Annotated in this window: 13 protein-coding genes; 8 read left to right on the forward strand and 5 right to left on the reverse strand. The window is 71.5% G+C overall.

The features are described from left to right. The first annotated feature begins 83 nt into the window (after window positions 1-83). From ABZ459_RS30145 to ABZ459_RS30155, 3 genes are read left to right on the forward strand one after another with little or no spacing between them, the layout of a single operon-like run. The gene (locus ABZ459_RS30145) at window positions 84-1,097 is read left to right on the forward strand and encodes an ABC transporter permease (RefSeq protein ID WP_352364030.1); all 1,014 of its coding nucleotides are present in this window, start codon (window positions 84-86) and stop codon (window positions 1,095-1,097) included. After that, window positions 1,094-2,122 (forward strand): ABC transporter ATP-binding protein, encoded by a 1,029-nt coding sequence (locus ABZ459_RS30150; protein ID WP_357977283.1) that lies wholly within the window; start codon window positions 1,094-1,096, stop codon window positions 2,120-2,122. The genes ABZ459_RS30145 and ABZ459_RS30150 overlap by 4 nt, the downstream gene beginning before the upstream one ends. Further along, window positions 2,119-3,150 carry a dipeptide ABC transporter ATP-binding protein gene (locus ABZ459_RS30155; RefSeq protein ID WP_357977286.1) on the forward strand — a complete coding sequence of 344 codons (1,032 nt, stop codon included), beginning with the start codon at window positions 2,119-2,121 and terminating at the stop codon, window positions 3,148-3,150. Before ABZ459_RS30150 ends, ABZ459_RS30155 begins: the two co-directional genes overlap by 4 nt. A gap of 77 nt (window positions 3,151-3,227) precedes the next feature. On the opposite strand, the gene ABZ459_RS30160 is transcribed toward ABZ459_RS30155, so the two are convergent. The 3 genes from ABZ459_RS30160 to ABZ459_RS30170 form a co-directional block, all read right to left on the reverse strand. Then, the gene (locus ABZ459_RS30160) at window positions 3,228-3,911 is read right to left on the reverse strand and encodes a response regulator transcription factor (protein ID WP_357977289.1); all 684 of its coding nucleotides are present in this window, start codon (window positions 3,909-3,911) and stop codon (window positions 3,228-3,230) included. Further along, entirely contained in the window at window positions 3,908-5,083 is a 1,176-nt protein-coding gene (locus tag ABZ459_RS30165) for a sensor histidine kinase (RefSeq protein ID WP_357977292.1), read from the reverse strand. Before ABZ459_RS30165 ends, ABZ459_RS30160 begins: the two co-directional genes overlap by 4 nt. Before the next feature lie 86 nt (window positions 5,084-5,169). Next, entirely contained in the window at window positions 5,170-6,030 is an 861-nt protein-coding gene (locus ABZ459_RS30170; RefSeq protein WP_352364040.1) for a RecB family exonuclease, read from the reverse strand. 116 nt (window positions 6,031-6,146) lie between these two features. On the opposite strand from ABZ459_RS30170, the gene ABZ459_RS30175 reads away from it, so the two are divergent. Continuing rightward, entirely contained in the window at window positions 6,147-7,283 is a 1,137-nt protein-coding gene (locus ABZ459_RS30175; protein ID WP_357977295.1) for a site-2 protease family protein, read from the forward strand. A 317-nt stretch (window positions 7,284-7,600) separates the two neighbouring features. Next, entirely contained in the window at window positions 7,601-9,136 is a 1,536-nt protein-coding gene (locus ABZ459_RS30180; protein ID WP_357977299.1) for an FHA domain-containing protein, read from the forward strand. A gap of 377 nt (window positions 9,137-9,513) precedes the next feature. Here ABZ459_RS30180 and ABZ459_RS30185 read toward each other — a convergent pair whose 3' ends face one another. Continuing rightward, window positions 9,514-9,984 (reverse strand): hypothetical protein, encoded by a 471-nt coding sequence (locus ABZ459_RS30185; RefSeq protein WP_357977302.1) that lies wholly within the window; start codon window positions 9,982-9,984, stop codon window positions 9,514-9,516. Window positions 9,985-10,172: 188 nt separating this feature from the next. Beyond that, on the reverse strand, window positions 10,173-11,264 hold the full coding sequence (locus ABZ459_RS30190) for a GNAT family N-acetyltransferase (protein ID WP_357977304.1): 1,092 nt from the start codon (window positions 11,262-11,264) through the stop codon (window positions 10,173-10,175). 55 nt (window positions 11,265-11,319) lie between these two features. Here ABZ459_RS30190 and ABZ459_RS30195 point away from each other — a divergent pair, with 55 nt between their 5' ends. The 3 genes from ABZ459_RS30195 to hypF all read left to right on the forward strand — a co-directional run bounded on the left by ABZ459_RS30195 (window position 11,320) and on the right by hypF (window position 16,813). Then, a complete protein-coding gene (locus ABZ459_RS30195) occupies window positions 11,320-12,171 on the forward strand; it encodes a tRNA (adenine-N1)-methyltransferase (protein ID WP_357977307.1) in 852 nt (283 codons plus the stop codon). A 204-nt stretch (window positions 12,172-12,375) separates the two neighbouring features. Then, window positions 12,376-14,139, forward strand: coding sequence for a proteasome ATPase (gene arc, locus ABZ459_RS30200; protein ID WP_125642617.1), 1,764 nt, complete (start codon window positions 12,376-12,378; stop codon window positions 14,137-14,139). Window positions 14,140-14,554: 415 nt separating this feature from the next. Beyond that, window positions 14,555-16,813, forward strand: a complete 2,259-nt coding sequence (gene hypF, locus ABZ459_RS30205; RefSeq protein ID WP_357977310.1) for a carbamoyltransferase HypF — start codon at window positions 14,555-14,557, stop codon at window positions 16,811-16,813. The last annotated feature ends 31 nt before the right edge of the window (window positions 16,814-16,844 follow it).

Here is a 16,844-nt window from a genome sequence, read left to right on the forward strand (position 1 = left end):
AACTGCCGGAACGTCCCGTACCGAAAGCAGGTGAAGGCTTCGGCGGCCGGGCCCACAAGGCCCGGCCGCCATTGCCGAGATCAGTGTTCACATACATTCTCAGACGGTTGATAGCGGCCGTCATGCTGCTCTTCGTGGTGAGCATCGCGACGTTCGCCATCTTCTTCCTCGTGCCTCGGCTCGCTGGGATGTCCGCTGACGACCTGGCCTCCCGGTACGTGGGCAAGGCGGCCAACGCCGAGGTGATCCACGACACGGCTGTGCGCCTCGGCTTCTACGACCCCATCCTGGTCCAGTACGGACGTTTCGTGCAGGGCATCTTCGTCGGCGTCGACCGCAACTACGGCCCCGGCATCGAGCACTGCCCGGCGCCCTGCTTCGGCTACAGCTACGTCAGCCAGAACCCGGTCCTGCCCGACCTGCTCAACCGCCTGCCGATCACCTTGTCGCTGGCGCTGGGCGCGGCCGTCGTGTGGGTCATCTTCGGCGTGGCCACCGGCGTGTTGTCGGCGCTGCGCCGCGGCAGCTTCTTCGACCGGCTGTCCATGGGCATCGCCCTGGCCGGCGTCTCGCTGCCGATCTTCTTCACCGGTATCGTCTCCCTGGCCATCTTCCGCGACCAGCTCGGGCTGGTCGGCGACGTGGCCGACTGGGTGCCGATCAGCGAAGACCCGCTCACCTGGGCCAACAACCTCATGCTGCCCTGGGTGACGCTCGCCTTCCTGTACGCCGCCGGCTACGCCCGCCTCACCCGAGCGGGCATGCTGGAGACCATGTCGGAGGACTACATCCGCACGGCCAGGGCCAAGGGCCTGCCCGAGCGGAAGGTGGTGCTCAAACACGGGCTGCGGGCCACGCTCACCCCCGTGGTCACCATGTTCGGCCTCGACCTGGGGCTGCTGCTCGGCGGCGCCGTCCTGACCGAGAGCACCTTCTCGCTGCCCGGCATCGGCAAGTACGCCGTCGACGCCATCAGCAACAACGACCTTCCCCAGGTGATGGGCGTCACGATCGTCGCGGCGGCCTTCATCATCCTGGCCAACCTGATCGTCGACCTGCTCTACGCGGTCGTTGACCCGAGAGTGAGGCTGGCGTGAGTCCCTTTCTCGACGTCAAGGACCTGAAGATTCACTTCCCGACCGACGACGGCCTGGTCAGGTCCGTCGACGGGCTGACCTTCAGCCTCGAACGCGGCAAGACCCTCGGCATCGTCGGCGAGTCCGGCTCGGGCAAGTCGGTGACCAGCCTCGGCATCCTCGGCCTGCACAAGGGCAAGGGCGCCAACGTCTCGGGCGAGATCTGGCTCGACGGCGAGGAGCTCGTGGGCGCCTCGCAGGAGCACGTGCGCGGGTTGCGTGGCAAGAAGATGGCGATGATCTTCCAGGATCCGCTGTCGGCGATGCACCCCTTCTACACGGTCGGCGACCAGATCGTCGAGGCGTACCGGATCCACCACAAGGTCTCCAAGTCCGTCGCCAAGAAGCACGCCGTGGACATGCTGGGCCGCGTGGGCATCCCCGAGCCTCAGCGCCGCGTCGACTCCTACCCGCACGAGTTCTCCGGCGGCATGCGCCAGCGCGCGATGATCGCCATGGCGCTGTCGTGCGACCCCGAACTGCTCATCGCCGACGAGCCGACCACCGCGCTCGACGTGACCGTGCAGGCCCAGATCCTCGACCTCATGGTCGACCTGCAGCGCGAGTTCAACTCCGCGCTGATCATCATCACCCACGACCTGGGCGTGGTGGCCGAGCTGTCCGACGACATCCTGGTCATGTACGGCGGCAAGTGCATCGAGTACGGCACCGCCGACGACATCTTCTACCGTCCCGAGCACCCCTACACATGGGGTCTACTGGGATCGATGCCCCGCCTCGACCGAGAGCCCACCGAACGGCTGCTGCCGATCAAGGGCTCGCCGCCGTCCCTGATCAACGTGCCTCCGGGCTGCGCCTTCCACCCCCGCTGCCCCTACGCCGAGCGCACCGGGGGCAAGTCCAGCAGTGAGGTGCCCGGCCTGATCGAGACCGAGGGCGGCCACCTGGTGCGCTGCCACATGACCAGGACGGAGCGGCGGGAGCTGTGGGAGAACGAGATCAAGCCAGTGCTGGAGAGCCAGTGAGCGAGACGGTGACCGCGAACGAGCCGCTTCTTTCCGTCCAAGGGCTGGAGAAGCACTTCCCGGTGACGAAGGGCCTGCTCAAGCGGCAGGTCGGCGCCGTCAAGGCGGTCGACGGGGTCAGCTTCGACGTCTTCAAGGGCGAGACGCTCGGCCTGGTAGGGGAGTCCGGCTGCGGCAAGTCCACCACCGGCCGCCTGGTCACCAGGCTCCTCGAGCCGACCGGCGGCAAGGTCGTCTTCGAGGGCCAGGACATCACGCACATGGGGCAGGGCAGGCTCAGGCCGCTCCGCCGCGACATGCAGATGATCTTCCAGGACCCGTTCTCGTCCCTGAACCCCCGCCACACCGTCGGCACCATCGTCGGCGCGCCGTTCCGCATCCAGGGCGTGCAGACCGAGAACGGCGTCAAGAAGGCGGTCCAGGACATCCTCGCCCTGGTCGGGCTCAACCCCGAGCACTACAACCGCTACCCGCACGAGTTCTCCGGCGGTCAGCGGCAGCGCATCGGCATCGCCCGCACGCTCGCGCTCAAGCCCAAGCTCATCATCGCCGACGAGCCGGTCTCGGCGCTCGACGTGTCCATCCAGGCCCAGGTCGTCAACCTGCTGGAGGACCTGCAGAACGAGCTCGACCTGACCTACGTCGTGATCGCCCACGACCTGTCGGTGGTGCGCCACATCAGCGACCGGGTCGCGGTCATGTACCTGGGCAAGATCGTCGAGATCGCCGACCGCAAGAGCCTCTACAGCTCGCCGATGCACCCCTACACCAACGCCCTGCTGTCGGCCGTGCCCGTGCCCGACCCCAAGGTGCGCAAGGAACGCGAGCGCATCAGGCTCACCGGCGACGTGCCGAGCCCGCTCAACCCGCCGCCCGCCTGCCGCTTCCACACCCGCTGCTGGAAGGCGCAGGAGATCTGCAAGACGGTCGAGCCGCCCCTGGAGCAGCTGGCCGGCGGCCACCGCGTGGCCTGCCACTTCCCGGAGAACGCGCCCGCCGCCGCGACCGCCGCGACGACGCAGGCCTGACCCGGGCCTGAGACCTTGCGGCCGCCGCCCTCCTGCCGGGGCGGCGGCCTCAGGACATCCCGCCGGGGGCTGCGGCCTCAGGACATCGCGCCGGGCGTGATCAGCCCGGTCTCGTACGCCAGCACCACGGCCTGCACCCGGTCGCGCAGCCCCAGCTTGGTCAGCACGTTGCCCACGTGCGTCTTGACCGTCGTCTCGCTCACCACGAGCTTGGCCGCGATCTCCGCGTTGGACATGCCCTTGGCGATCAGCCGCAGCACCTCCAGCTCCCGCTCGGTCAGCCGGTCGAGGCGGGCCGGCGTGGCCTGCTCGTAGGCCGAGGGCAGCCGCTTGGAGAACCGGTCGAGCAGCCGCCTGGTCACGCTCGGCGCCACGATCGCGTCGCCCGCCGCCACCACCCGGATCGCCTGCACCAGCTCGTCGGGCGGCACGTCCTTCAGCAGGAAGCCCGAGGCACCCGACCGCAGCGCCTCCACGATGTACTCGTCGAGGTCGAACGTGGTCAGCACCAGCACCTTCGGCACGTGCGCCGTGGGCGCGGCCTCCCGCACGATCCGGCGGGTCGCCTCGATGCCGTCGACGCCCGGCATGCGGATGTCCATGAGCACCACGTCGGGCAGCAGCGCCCTGGTCTGCTCCATCGCGCCCTTACCGTCGCCGGCCTGGCCGACCACCGTGATGTCGGACTCGGCCTCCAAGATCAGGCGAAATCCCGTGCGCAGCAGCGGCTGGTCGTCCACCAGCAGCACTCTGATCGTCATTGGCCGTCCTTCAACGGGAACCTCGCCCGCACCTCGAAACCGCCCCCCGGTCGCGGACCGATGTTCAGAATTCCACCATAGAGTGCGACCCGCTCGCGAATGCCGACCAGGCCGTGGCCCGGCCGGTCGGCCGCCGGCGCCGTGCCCCTGCCGTCGTCCTCGACGCGTACGTCCAGGCCGGAGGGGGCGTGCGAGACGGTGACCACCGCCTCGGCCCCGGCCCCCGCGTGCCGCAGGCTGTTCGTCAGCCCCTCCTGGACCAGCCGGTAGGCGGCCAGGTCGACCCCGGCGGGCAACGGCCGCGGCTCGCCCTCCACGCGCAGCCGCGTGGGCAGCCCCGCCTCGCGCATCTGCTCCACCAGCCCCGGCAGGTCGCCCACGCCGGGCTGCGGCCCCAGCTCGGCCCGCGCGTCGGTACGCAGCACGCCCACGATGTTGCGCATCTCGGACATGGCCAGCCGCCCGGTGTTCTCGATCGCCGACAGCGCCTCCCGCGCCAGGTCGGGATCGGCGGCCAGCACCCGCCGCGCCGCGGCCGCCTGCACCGTCATCACGCTCACGTGGTGGGCCACCACGTCGTGCAGCTCACGGGCGATGCGCGAGCGCTCCTCGGCCCGCGCGGCCCGCGTGTCGGCCGCGTGGGCCCGCTCCAGCCTGGCCGCCCGGTCGCGCAGCTCCTCCAGGTACGCCCGCCGCAGCCGCAGGCTCCTGCCCGCCCCCCAGACCGCCAGCAGCACCAGGACCGCCACCACGTGCCCGCTCGCGCCCGGCGGCGTGACCGGGCCGGCCAGCGCCCCCACCGCGTACGTCAGCAGCGAGACCAGCAGCCCGCCCAGCGCCACCGCCAGCCCCCGGTTGGAGGCCACCGAGTACACCAGCACCAGGCTGGACACCCCCGACGCGCCGGTGCCGTAACCCAGCGCGGTCAGCGCCGTCTCGGGGATCAGGCCCGCGCACAGCGCCGCCAGCGGCCAGCGCCTGCGCACCGCGATGGGCGCGGCGGCCAGCACCAGCAGCGCCGCCCCGAGCCCGTCGGGCGCGCGCATGCTCCCCGCCGTCAGCTCCGCCGGCTCCAGGCGCTCGGGCCCGTAGAGGAGGAAGAGCGTCACCGAGGCCGCGGCCACCACGACGGCCAGGGCCGTGTCGTGGAACAGGGGTCGGTCGATCCGCACCGCTTCACTGTAGGCCCAGGTGAGAGCCTGGAACTCCTCCCTTCGGAGGATAAGGAGCGGCCTGTCGGAGGGCTACCGGCCCAGGGCTACAGCTCGTCGGTGGCCGCGCGCCGGTTGCTGCGCACGGTGTCGCCGGGCTGACGGTCGGGCACCGGCGGCGGGGTGCCGCCGAACTCCGGGCACAGCGCCTGGTGGTCGCACCAGTCGCACAGCCGGCTGCGGCGCGCCCGCCACTCGCCGGTCTCCAGCGCCCGCTCGATCGCCGTCCACAGCGCCATCACCTTGCGCTCGGTGGCCAGCAGGTCGGCCTCGTCGGGGGCGTAACGCAGCACCTCGCCGCGCCCGCCCAGGTAGACCAGCTGCAGCAGCCGGGGCACCTGCCCGCGCAGCCGCCACAGCACCAGCGCGTAGAACTTCATCTGGAACAGCGCCTTGGCCTCGAAGTCGGGGCCGGGCGCGCTGCCCGTCTTGTAGTCGACCACCCGGACCTCGCCGGTGGGCGCCACGTCGAGCCGGTCGACGTAGCCCCGCAGCATCAGGCCGCCGTCCAGCACCGCCTGCACGTAGAGCTCGCGCTCGGCGGGCTCCAGCCGGGTCGGGTCCTCCAGCGTGAAGTAGCGCTCCAGCATCGCCCGCGCCTGCGCCAGCCACTCGGCCTGCTCGGCGTCGTCGGCGAACATCCGCGCGTACTGCTCGTCCTCCTGCAGCAACCGCTGCCACTGGGGCTCCAGCAGCTCCAGGGCCGCCTGCACCGACCGGCGCGGCGCCGGCAGGTCGTAGAGCCGCTCCAGCACGGCGTGCACCACGGTGCCGCGCACGGCCGCGGGGGAGGGTTTCTCGGGCAGCTGGTCGATGACCCGGAACCGGTAGAGCAGGGGACAGGTCATGAAATCGCCTGCCCGGGACGGGGAGAGAGCTCCGATGATCACCGGTTCGGTCAACGTCATGCACCGCACTCTAGGTCAAGAGCCCGACAGAATAACCCTCGCCGGGACGAGGATCACGTGATCGGGCGCGTAGCATCGAGGCAGCAACAGCACGTAATGGACGTACGAGGAGTGCGGTGAGCGAGCAGAGGCCCCGTCAGGAGTTCCCCGGCATTCGGATGGGGCGGCCCTTCGGCATCCCGGTGTACGTCTCCTGGACGTGGTTCATCGTCGCGGCCTTCATCACCGTCATGTTCGGCCCCCGCATGCGCGACATGCTGCCCGAGCTGGACAACACCGTCGCCTACGCGGTGGCCTTCGTCTTCGCCGTGCTGCTCTACGTCTCGGTGCTGCTGCACGAGCTGGCCCACAGCGTGCTGGCCAAGATGTTCGGCCTGCCGGTGCGCCGGATCACCCTCTACTTCCTCGGCGGCGTGTCGGAGATCGAGAAGGAGCCGCCCACGCCGGGCAAGGAGTTCCTGGTCGCCGCCGCCGGGCCGGCCCTGTCGCTGGGCCTGGCCGGGCTCGGCCTGCTCGCCGACACGTACGTGATCAACGACGGCGGCATCGCCGAGGTGCTCATCTGGCAGCTGTGGGTGGCCAACCTCATCGTCGGCGTGTTCAACCTGCTGCCCGGCCTGCCGCTCGACGGCGGCCGGATGTTGCGCGCGGGCGTGTGGAAGCTGACCAGGAACCCCGGCTCCGGCACGGTCGTGGCCGCCTGGGGCGGGCGCGTGCTGGCCGTGCTGCTGGTCGTCCTGCCGTTCGCGACGTCGATGACGAGCGGGCAGGAGTTCGACCCCGTCGAGCTGCTGTGGCCGGTGGTGCTGGCCTCCTTCATCTGGATGGGCGCCACCCAGTCGCTGCGCGTGGCCCGCATCCGCGCCCGCATCCCGCAGGTCAACGCGCGGGCGCTGGCCCGCAGGGCGATCCCGGTGGCGGCCGAGACGCCGCTGGCCGAGGCGCTGCGGCAGGCCGCCGATCAGCGGGCGGGCGCCCTGGTGGTGGTCGACCACGACGGACGGCCGGTCGCCATCGTCAACGAGGCCGCCGTCCAGGCCACCCCCGAGCACCGGCGCCCGTGGGTCGACGTGGGCTCGCTGGCCAAGGCGCTCGAACCGACCATGGTGCTGGCCGCCGACCTGACCGGCGAGCCGCTCATCGACGCCATGCGCTCGGCCCCCGCGGGGGAGTACCTGCTGGTGGAGCATGGCGGCGAGATCTACGGCGTGCTCGCCACCGCCGACGTCAACCGCGTCTTCACCGGGGTCTGACATGCCCGGCGCGTTTGCGGCTAAGGTCTTGTCCGGCCACTACCCGTAGCCCGGCGATTTCGATGCCAGGACGGCAGGCCGATAGTCTTCTGTTTGGCCGAACTTGCACAGTTGACGGGTTGGTCGTGGTCCACCGGTTCACCGAATCGAGACGCCTGGGCCGCGACACGGCGTCGTCGTCTGGGTATGCGTATGGCTGGTGGCCGGCACGGCAGTGCGGGTGCCGTAATATCGCCGGCTTCCGGGGAGGAGAGTTGAGTGACCGAGCGCAGCGAGGGCACCGATGAGCGCAGCACGGTCGTCATGAGGGAGGGCGCATGAGCGGCCAGGGCTTCGGAGTGGTGCGTCCCCTTCCCGGCGACGGGCTGGTCGCCTACATCGGCGGGCTGCTGCTGGTGTGCGACGCGGGCGAGGCGGCCGCCGACGGCCTGATCGAGGCGCTGCGCGAGACGGCGGCCTCCGGCGGTGACGGCCGGGCGCTGGCCCGCCGCGCGGCGCAGGTGCTGGCCGCCAACATGGCGGGCGACCCGGCCACGTGCGCGGTCGCCGGTCCGGTGGGCGGCGGCGTGGCCGTGCTGGTCAGCGGCTCGGCCTCGGCCTCGGTCAGCACCTCCGGCGGCGAGACCCGCCTGGCCGGCAGCGACTCCCTGACCTGGGCCGACCGGCTGATCAGCGGCCCGGTCGAGCGTGTCGAGCTCACCCTGCCCGGCGCCGGCGGCCCGCATCCCGCGGTCGGCTTCGAGGGCGGCGTCGTCCACGGCGGCGGCCTGATCGGCGACCTCACCGACCAGCCATTGCACGTCCGTCCGCAGGGGCAGGCGGCCGACCGGTCCAGGCCGCTCACCAGCGAGATGCCCAACACGGCCCTGCACATGGAGCCCGACCTGGCCCCGCCGCCCGAGCGGCCGGTCGAGCGACCTCCCTACCCGCTGGCCGACCAGCCGCCGCTCGTCCAGGGTCCGTCCTCGGGCGCGCAGGCCGGCGTCCCGCACCCGGGCCCCCAGCCCGGTCCTCACTCCGGCCCCCAACCCGGTCCCCACTCGGGCCCTCCGTCGCTGGACCAGCCGCCGTTCGGGCACGACCAGCCGCCCTTCGGCCACGAGCAGCCCCCGTTCGGGCACGAGCAGCCGCCGTACCTCCCGCCCCAGGACCAGCCTCCCTTCCTGCCCGCGCAGGAGCAGCCCCACCCCGAGCCCCAGCAGCAGTTCCCGTCCTACGACGAGCTGCCGCCGTCCGGTAACGGCATGGCCGACCAGCCGCAGCAGCACATGGGCCCGCCCGATCACTTCGACCAGCCGGCCCCGCCCGTGCTCGGCCCGCCGGAGCACTTCGACCACCCGGGGCCGCCGCCGCAGGAGCAGCAGGGCGACCACGGCGACCGCCCGCTGGTCTACGGGGTCGACTGCAAGAACGACCACTTCAACGACCCCAGGGTGCCCTACTGCGCCGTCTGCGGCATCGCCCTGGTGCAGCGGACGCTGGTGCCGTACAAGGGGCCGCGGCCCTCGCTCGGGGTGCTCATCCTCGACGACGGCACGGCGCTGCCGCTGGAGAGCGACTACCTGCTGGGCCGTGACCCCGAGCGCGCGCCCGAGGTGGCGGGCGGCTCGGCCAGGCCCGCCAAGGTCACCAGCCCCGACGGCTCGGTCTCGCGCCGCCACCTGCGGGTGGCCCTCGACGGCTGGGACGTCAACCTGGTCGACCTGGGCTCGGTCAACGGCACCCAGATCCAGCCGCCCGGCGATCCCAACTTCTACGACATCCCGCCCAACGAGCCGGTCACCATCGCCCCCGGCACGACGGTCCGTGTGGGCGTCTCCCGCACCCTCCGCTTCGAGGCCCACCGGGGCTGATCCCGGCACCCGTCCGCCCGCACCTGATTTCCCGGGGTGCGGGCGTTCGTGTTTCCGGAAAACCTTTTGGGAAATGCGTCAGGAATGGCCGGGGGCGAACGGCTGAATGGAAATTGCCGGAGTCGGGGGATGAGGCGATAAAGGGTATTTCGCGGGTGCCGGGCGACATATCCGGAAAAGGTGGGCCCGGGTTCGCGGCCCTCTGCGACGGCGGGATCCGGGCCGTCCCAAAGGTTCCAACGGGTCGGCGGTCCAGAAGGGGCCGTCGTAATGGAGCAGCCGTCCCGAGGGGAACGGCCGTTCCGAAGGGGCGGGCGCCCCGGAGGGGCAGTCGGCCGGCGGGTCAGCCGGGTCGGAGAGCAAGTCAGGCCGGCGGGTCAGCCGGGGCGGAAGGTGCGGACGCCGCGCAGCAGCCGCACGGCCGCCTCCAGCCCGCGCGCCCCCTCCACCGCCCGCCCCGCCGCCGTCGCGAACCGGCTCAGCAGGTGCTCGTCCCCCTCCTGGAACCCCCGTCCCGCCACCCACACGAACGTGTGGTCGCGGACCTGCGCCGGCACCGGCACGGCCAGGAACCCCGGCTCACCCATCGTCTCGTCCCGCGCCAGCCGTAGCGCCCCCTCCGCGGCGGCCAGCTCCTTCAGCACCCCGGACCCCGACAACCACCGCCGCACCCGCAGCGGGTCTCCCGGCGGCGCGTGGACGTGCAGCGGACGGGCGTCCCGCCGCAGCACGTCCACGTGGACGAACCCCGCGTACGCGGTGCCCGCCACGGCCGCCGCGGCGCGCGCGAGCCGATCGATCACGTCGGCGACCTCCAGACAGGAGAACGCGGTGATGAGTTCACGCATGGCGATATCGACACGGTTGTTTGGCATCGCGGTGATTCCCTCGGGTGGAGGGCGAAGAGATCGCGCGGCCCGATCACGCGAATCTCCGAACGGTGCCCCGGAGTATCACCCTCGACGCGGCTCTTGACTACCCCTCAACAGGAAATTGCGATTTTTCCGCATTTCGCAGGCAGGGCCGGTCGAGCCCTTCACGACGGGCGCAGCCGCACCCACTCCACGTCGTCCGCCCGCGTGCCGTCCGGCTTCGGGAACAGCTCCCGGTGCAGGCTCTCCCTGCTGAAACCGGCACGTTCCAGCACCGCGTGCGAGGCCGCATTCACCACGTCGGTGCCCGCCACGACCCGGTGCAGGGCCGTGCGCGCGAACGCCCAGTCGACCAGCAGCCGCACCGCGCGGGTCATGAACCCCCTGCCGCGGAAGTCAGGCACCAGCGAGTAGCCGATCATGGCCTGCCCGAGCACGGGGACGACCTGCATGAGCTGGAGGTGCCCGGCGAACGCGCCGGTGGCGGCGTCCCTGACCGCCAGTTCGATCCGCTGCCCGGTGACCCACCAGTAGCCGGTGCACCGGCAGCGCTGCTCGTCCTCCTCCAGGGAGGCGGGCGGGGTCAGGGAGTAGGCGGTCACGCTCGGGTCGCACATCATCCGGTGGTACTCCGGGGCGTCCTCCACCGAGAGCGGCACGAGCCGCACCACGCCGTCGGTCAGCTCGCCGCCGTCGAAGAAGGGCAGGTACGGCTCCTCGGCCGGCGCCGGCTCCCCGGCGATCCTGGCGAAGGACACCAGGTCGACCCACCGCCCGTCGCGCAGCCGCTTGGCCTTGCGCCGCCGGCCCTCCTCGCGGAACCCCGCCCTGAGCGCGACCTTGAGGCTGGCCACGTTCTCCACCTCGGCCTGCAGCTCCACCCGGTGCACGCCCTGGTCGGCCAGCCAGTCGGACACCGCCCTGGCGGCCCGGGCGGCCACGCCCCTGCCGCGCGCCCAGGGCGCCACCACGTAGCCGATCTCGGCCGTGCCCCAGCGGTCGGGCGGGCGGACCCCGATCGCGCCGGCGTACCGGCCGTCCTCGGTGACGGCCCACTCCGCGCCGCCCGACGCCCACTTGTCCTCGGCGAACTTCAGGTAGGCGCGGGCGTCCTCGATCCGGTACGGCGACGGCAGCAGCGGCAGATGCCGGGCGGTGACGGGGTCGTCCATCATGCGCGCGATCGCCTCCGCGTCGGGGTCGGCGGGCATTCGCAGGATCAGGGGGCCGGTGGAGATCACGTCGCGCGGGAGCATCCACCATAGATACCGTGCGTCCGCGCGCGTGAGAAACCCATATAACCTTGCCGCCATGGGTTTCCGCAGGCATGGGCCGTTCCAGGCAGGGGATCAGGTGCAGCTCACCGACCCCAAGAACAAGCGCCACACGATCACGCTCAAGCAGGACGGCGTCTTCCACACGCACAAGGGCGCCATCCCGCACAGCGACCTGATCGGGCAGCCTGAAGGCTCCGTCGTGCGGTCCTCCGGCGGCACCGCCTACCTCGCCTTCCGCCACCTGCTGCAGGACTACACGCTCGCGATGCCGCGCGGCGCGGCCGTCATCTACCCCAAGGACGCCTCGATGATCGTCGGCATGGCCGACGTCTTCCCCGGCGCCCGGGTGATCGAGGCCGGCGTCGGCTCCGGTGCCCTGACCTGCTTCCTGCTGCGCGCCGTCGGCCCCGAGGGCCACGTCACCTCCTACGAGCGCCGCGAGGAGTTCGCCGAGGTGGCCCGCAAGAACGTGGAGAAGTTCTTCGGCGGCCCGATGGACGACAACTGGCGCCTGGCCCTCGGCGACCTGGTCTCCTCGATCGACGAGGCCGACGTCGACCGCGTCATCCTCGACATGCTGGCCCCCTGGGAGTGCGTCGACGCCGCCGCCAAGGCCCTCACGCCGGGCGGCGTCATCTGCTGCTATGTCGCCACCACCACCCAGATGTCCAAGACCGTGGAGGCCATTCGCGATCACGGGTGTTTCACCGAGCCTCATGCGTGGGAGACCCTGGTTCGCGACTGGCATGTCGAAGGGCTCGCGGTTCGTCCCGATCATCGGATGATCGGCCACACCGGCTTCCTCGTCAGCGCCCGTCGCATGGCAGACGGAGTGACGCCGCCACCGCGACGCCGCCGACCGAAGGGAACCACCGAGGAACTATGACGATTTGGCCACGAGGGTGCGTTGGTGCGTGACACGGGAACAGATCGCCGTGTTCATATGCTGGGAGTATTAAACGCACCATTGGGGATTATTCACCGAATACTGCATGTCACTCGACGAACACTGCCCGGCCAGGTTACGGAGGGGCCCGAGATAGGTAAGGTCCTTAGTAGTCGCCCTCGACTGGGAAGGAGGTGACGGGGCGTGGCAGCTCGCGATGATGCTGAGGCTCGAGCCGCGCAGCGCGAACGGGAGGTCGCTGATCTTTCAACACAGGTCTCCTTCCTCCAGGAGGAGATCACCGCGCTGAGGCGGAAGCTGGCCGAGTCACCCCGTCAGGCCAGAGTCCTCGAAGAGCGTCTCCATGAGGCACAGGCGAATCTCGCGGCCGTGACAGGCCAGAACGAGCGCCTGGTGGCCACACTCAAGGAGGCCCGGGACCAGATCGTCGCTCTCAAGGAGGAGGTCGACCGGCTGGCTCAGCCGCCGTCCGGCTTCGGCACCTTCCTTGAAGCCCGAGAAGACGGCACGATCGAGGTGTTCACCGGAGGGCGCAAGCTCCGGGTGAACGTCAGCCCCGCCGTCGACGTCGACTCGCTGAGCCGTGGCCAGGAGGTCATGCTCAACGAAGCACTCAACGTGGTCGAGGCGCTCGGCTACGAAGAGGTCGGCGAGATCGTCATGCTCAAGGAACTGCTGGACGAGGGCAAGCGGGCCCTGGTCATCTCGCACGCCGACGAGGAGCGCGTCGTGCGACTGGCCGACTCGCTGGTCGGCCAGCCCATCAGGGCCGGTGACTCGCTCCTGCTCGAACCCCGCTCCGGCTACGTCTACGAGCGCATACCCAAGTCCGAAGTCGAAGAGCTCGTGCTCGAGGAGGTCCCCGACATCTCCTACGAGGAGATCGGCGGGCTCATGCGGCAGATCGAGCAGATCAGGGACGCCATCGAGCTGCCCTACCTGCACGCCGACCTGTTCCGCGAGCACAAACTCCGTCCCCCGAAGGGCGTGCTGCTCTACGGCCCGCCCGGCTGTGGCAAGACGCTCATCGCCAAGGCGGTCGCCAACTCCCTGGCCAAGCAGGTCGCGGAGAAGACCGGCCAGTCCGGCAAGAGCTTCTTCCTCAACATCAAGGGCCCGGAGCTGCTCAACAAGTACGTCGGCGAGACCGAGCGGCACATCCGCCTGGTCTTCCAGCGGGCCCGTGAGAAGGCCTCCGAGGGCACCCCGGTGATCGTGTTCTTCGACGAGATGGACTCGATCTTCCGCACCCGAGGCTCGGGCGTCTCGTCCGACGTGGAGAACACCATCGTCCCTCAGCTGCTGTCGGAGATCGACGGCGTCGAGGGCCTGGAGAACGTCATCGTGATCGGCGCCTCCAACCGCGAGGACATGATCGACCCCGCGATCCTGCGGCCGGGCCGCCTGGACGTGAAGATCAAGATCGAGCGGCCCGACGCCGAGGCGGCCAAGGACATCTTCTCCAAGTACCTGCTGGCCGAGCTCCCCCTGCACCCCGACGATCTGTCCGAGCACGGCGACTCTCGCGAGGCGACGATCCACGGCATGATCCAGAGTGTGGTCGAGCGCATGTACACCGAGAGCGAGGAGAACCGCTTCCTCGAGGTGACGTACGCCAACGGTGACAAGGAAGTCCTCTACTTCAAGGACTTCAACTCCGGCGCGATGATCCAGAACATCGTCGACCGGGGCAAGAAGATGGCCATCAAGCAGTTCCTGGAGAGCGGCCAGAAGGGTCTGCGGGTGCAACACCTGCTCACCGCCTGCGTCGACGAGTTCTCCGAGAACGAAGACCTGCCCAACACCACCAACCCCGACGACTGGGCCCGCATCTCCGGCAAGAAGGGCGAGCGGATCGTCTACATCCGCACGCTGGTCTCCGGCAAGCAGGGCACAGAGGCCGGCCGTTCGATCGACACGGTCGCCAACACCGGCCAGTACCTGTAGGGAACCGTCTGGAAAGGGCCGCGCGGCCGTCCGCGCGGCCCTTTCCATGCCCGCCGGGGAAAGCCCCTGACAGAGCCAGGGCAGCTTCCCGGGGAGAGCACAGGGAACCCGCCTGGGAGACCTGGGGGAGGCTTCCGGCGGAGAGCCGGGAGAACGCGCCCGGGAGAGTCGGGGCTTCCGGGGGAGAGCGGGAACCCCCGGGGGGAGAGCGCGGGCGAGAGCCGGGGACGCCTTCCGGGAGACGGGCGCGTGACTTCCGGGGAGATGGGCGCGTGACTCCTGAGAAGGGCGCGTGACTTCCGCGGAGAAGGGCGCGTGACTTCCGGGGAGATGGGCGCACGACTTCTGAGAGAAGGGCGCGCGACACGCGTCGTCCGCCGTACAAGCCGCCCCGGCGAGGCGCACACTGGGGCCTGTGACCGTCCGTAAGCGGGTGGACGTCCGCGTCGAAGGCGTCGTCCAGGGCGTGGGGTTCCGCCCCTTCGTGTATTCGCTGGCCAGCAGGCTCGGCCTGGCCGGCCGCGTGCGCAACGACGTCGAGGGGGTGTTCATCGAGGTCGAGGGCGCCCTGGCCGGGGTCGAGGAGTTCCTGACCGCGCTGGAGCGCGACGCGCCCGCCCTGTCGGAGATCGAGAGCGTCACCGTCGTCAGCGGCGCGCCCGCGGGCCACCGGGGCTTCAGCATCGCCGCCGGCGACCCGGCCGGCCCGCGCCGCGCCCTCGTCCCGGCCGACCTCGCCACCTGCGACGACTGCCTGCGCGAGCTGGCCGACCCGGCCGGCCGGCGCCACCGCTACCCGTTCATCGCCTGCGCCAACTGCGGGCCGCGCTTCACCGTCGTGCGCGGCGTGCCCTATGACCGGCTGCTGACCACCATGGCCGGGTTCGCGATGTGCGCCGACTGCTCTGCCGAGTACCACGACCCCGGCGACCGCCACTTCCGCGCCGAGTCCACCTGCTGCCCCGCCTGCGGCCCGTCCCTGCGCCTGCTGGACGCCCGCGGCGCCGAGCTGTGCGGCGACCCGGTCAGCGCCTGCGCGACCCTGCTGCGGGCCGGCCGCGTCGTCGCCGTCAAGGGGCTGGGCGGGTTCCACCTGGCCGTGCCCGCCGCCCACCAGGAGGCCGCCGCGGCGCTGCGGGCCCGCAAGCACCGCGCGGAGAAGCCGTTCGCCGTCATGGTCGCCGACCTCGACCAGGCCCGCCGGTTGTGCGCGGTCGACGGGCAGGGCGCCGCGCTGCTCACCGGCCGCGCGCGCCCGATCGTGCTGCTGCCCCGGCTGCCCGGCGCGCCCGTCGCCGACGCCGTCGCGCCCGGCAGCCGCGACCTCGGCCTGATGCTGCCCTGCACGCCGCTGCACCACCTGCTGCTCGCGGAGCTGGCCGAACCCATGGTCCTGACCAGCGGCAGCGTCGGCGACGAGCCCATCGCCCACGAGGACGCCGACGCGGTCACCCGGCTCGGCGGCATCGCCGACGCCTTCCTCCTCCACGACCGGGCCATCCACGTCCTCGCCGACGACTCGGTGCTGCGACCCTGGTCCGGCGGGCACACCGTGCTGCGCCGCGCCCGCGGCCACGCGCCCGAGCCGCTCACGCTGCGCCGTCCCGCGCCCCGCCCGGTGCTGGCCTGCGGCGCCGAGCTGCGCAGCACCTTCTGCCTGGTACGCGGCCGGCGCGCGTTCCTGTCCCAGCACATCGGCGACCTGGACGACCAGGAGACCCTGCGCTCCTTCGTCGAGGGCATCGACCACTTCTGCGGCCTGTTCGACATCCGTCCCGAGGTCGTCGCCCACGACCTCGACCCCGGCTACCTGTCCACCAGGCACGCCCTGGAGCTGACCGGCGTCGAGCTCGTCGGCGTCCAGCACCACCACGCCCACATCGCCTCCTGCCTGGCCGACAACGGCGAGACGGGCCCGGTGCTCGGCGTGGCCCTCGACGGCCCCGGCCACGGCCTCGACGGCACGCTGTGGGGCGGCGAGTTCCTGCGCGCCGACCTGACCTCCGTCCAGCGGCTCGGCCACCTGGCCCTGGTCCCGATGCCCGGCGGCGCCGCCGCGGCCCGCCAGCCGTGGCGCATGGCCGCCGCCTACCTGCGCGACGAGCACCCGCACCTGGACGTCGTCCGCCGCAACGCCGCCCACTGGCCCGACGTGCTCGCCCGAACCCGCAGCGGGCTGGGCGCGCCCATGACCTCCAGCGCCGGGCCGCTGTTCGACGCCGTCTCGGCGCTGCTCGGCATCCGGGACACCGTCACCTACGAGGGGCAGGCGGCCGCCGAGCTCGAACAGCGCGCCGACCCGGCCGAGAGCGGCTCGTACCCGGCGACCATCACCGAGGGCGACCTGCTCGTCGTGCACGCCGCCGACCTCGTCAGGGCCGCCGCCGCCGACGTCGCGGCCGGGATCGCCACCGGCTCGATCGCGGGACGCTTCCACAACGGCGTGGCCGACGCCGTCGTGCGCTGCTGCGTCATGCTCAGGGACGGCACCGGCCTGAACACCGTGGCGCTGTCGGGCTCGGTGCTGCAGAACGCGCTGCTGCTCGAACGGGCCGTCGAGCGCCTGCGCGCGGCCGGGTTCCGGGTGCTCACCCACACCCGGGTGCCGCCCGGCGACGGCGGACTCAGCCTCGGCCAGGCCGCCGTGGCCGCCGCCCGCGACCGCTCCTCGTGACATGCGGCCGGACGCGCCCGCCAGGTGCCGG

Source organism: Nonomuraea sp. NPDC005692, from assembly GCF_040631115.1.
GTDB lineage: Bacteria > Actinomycetota > Actinomycetes > Streptosporangiales > Streptosporangiaceae > Nonomuraea.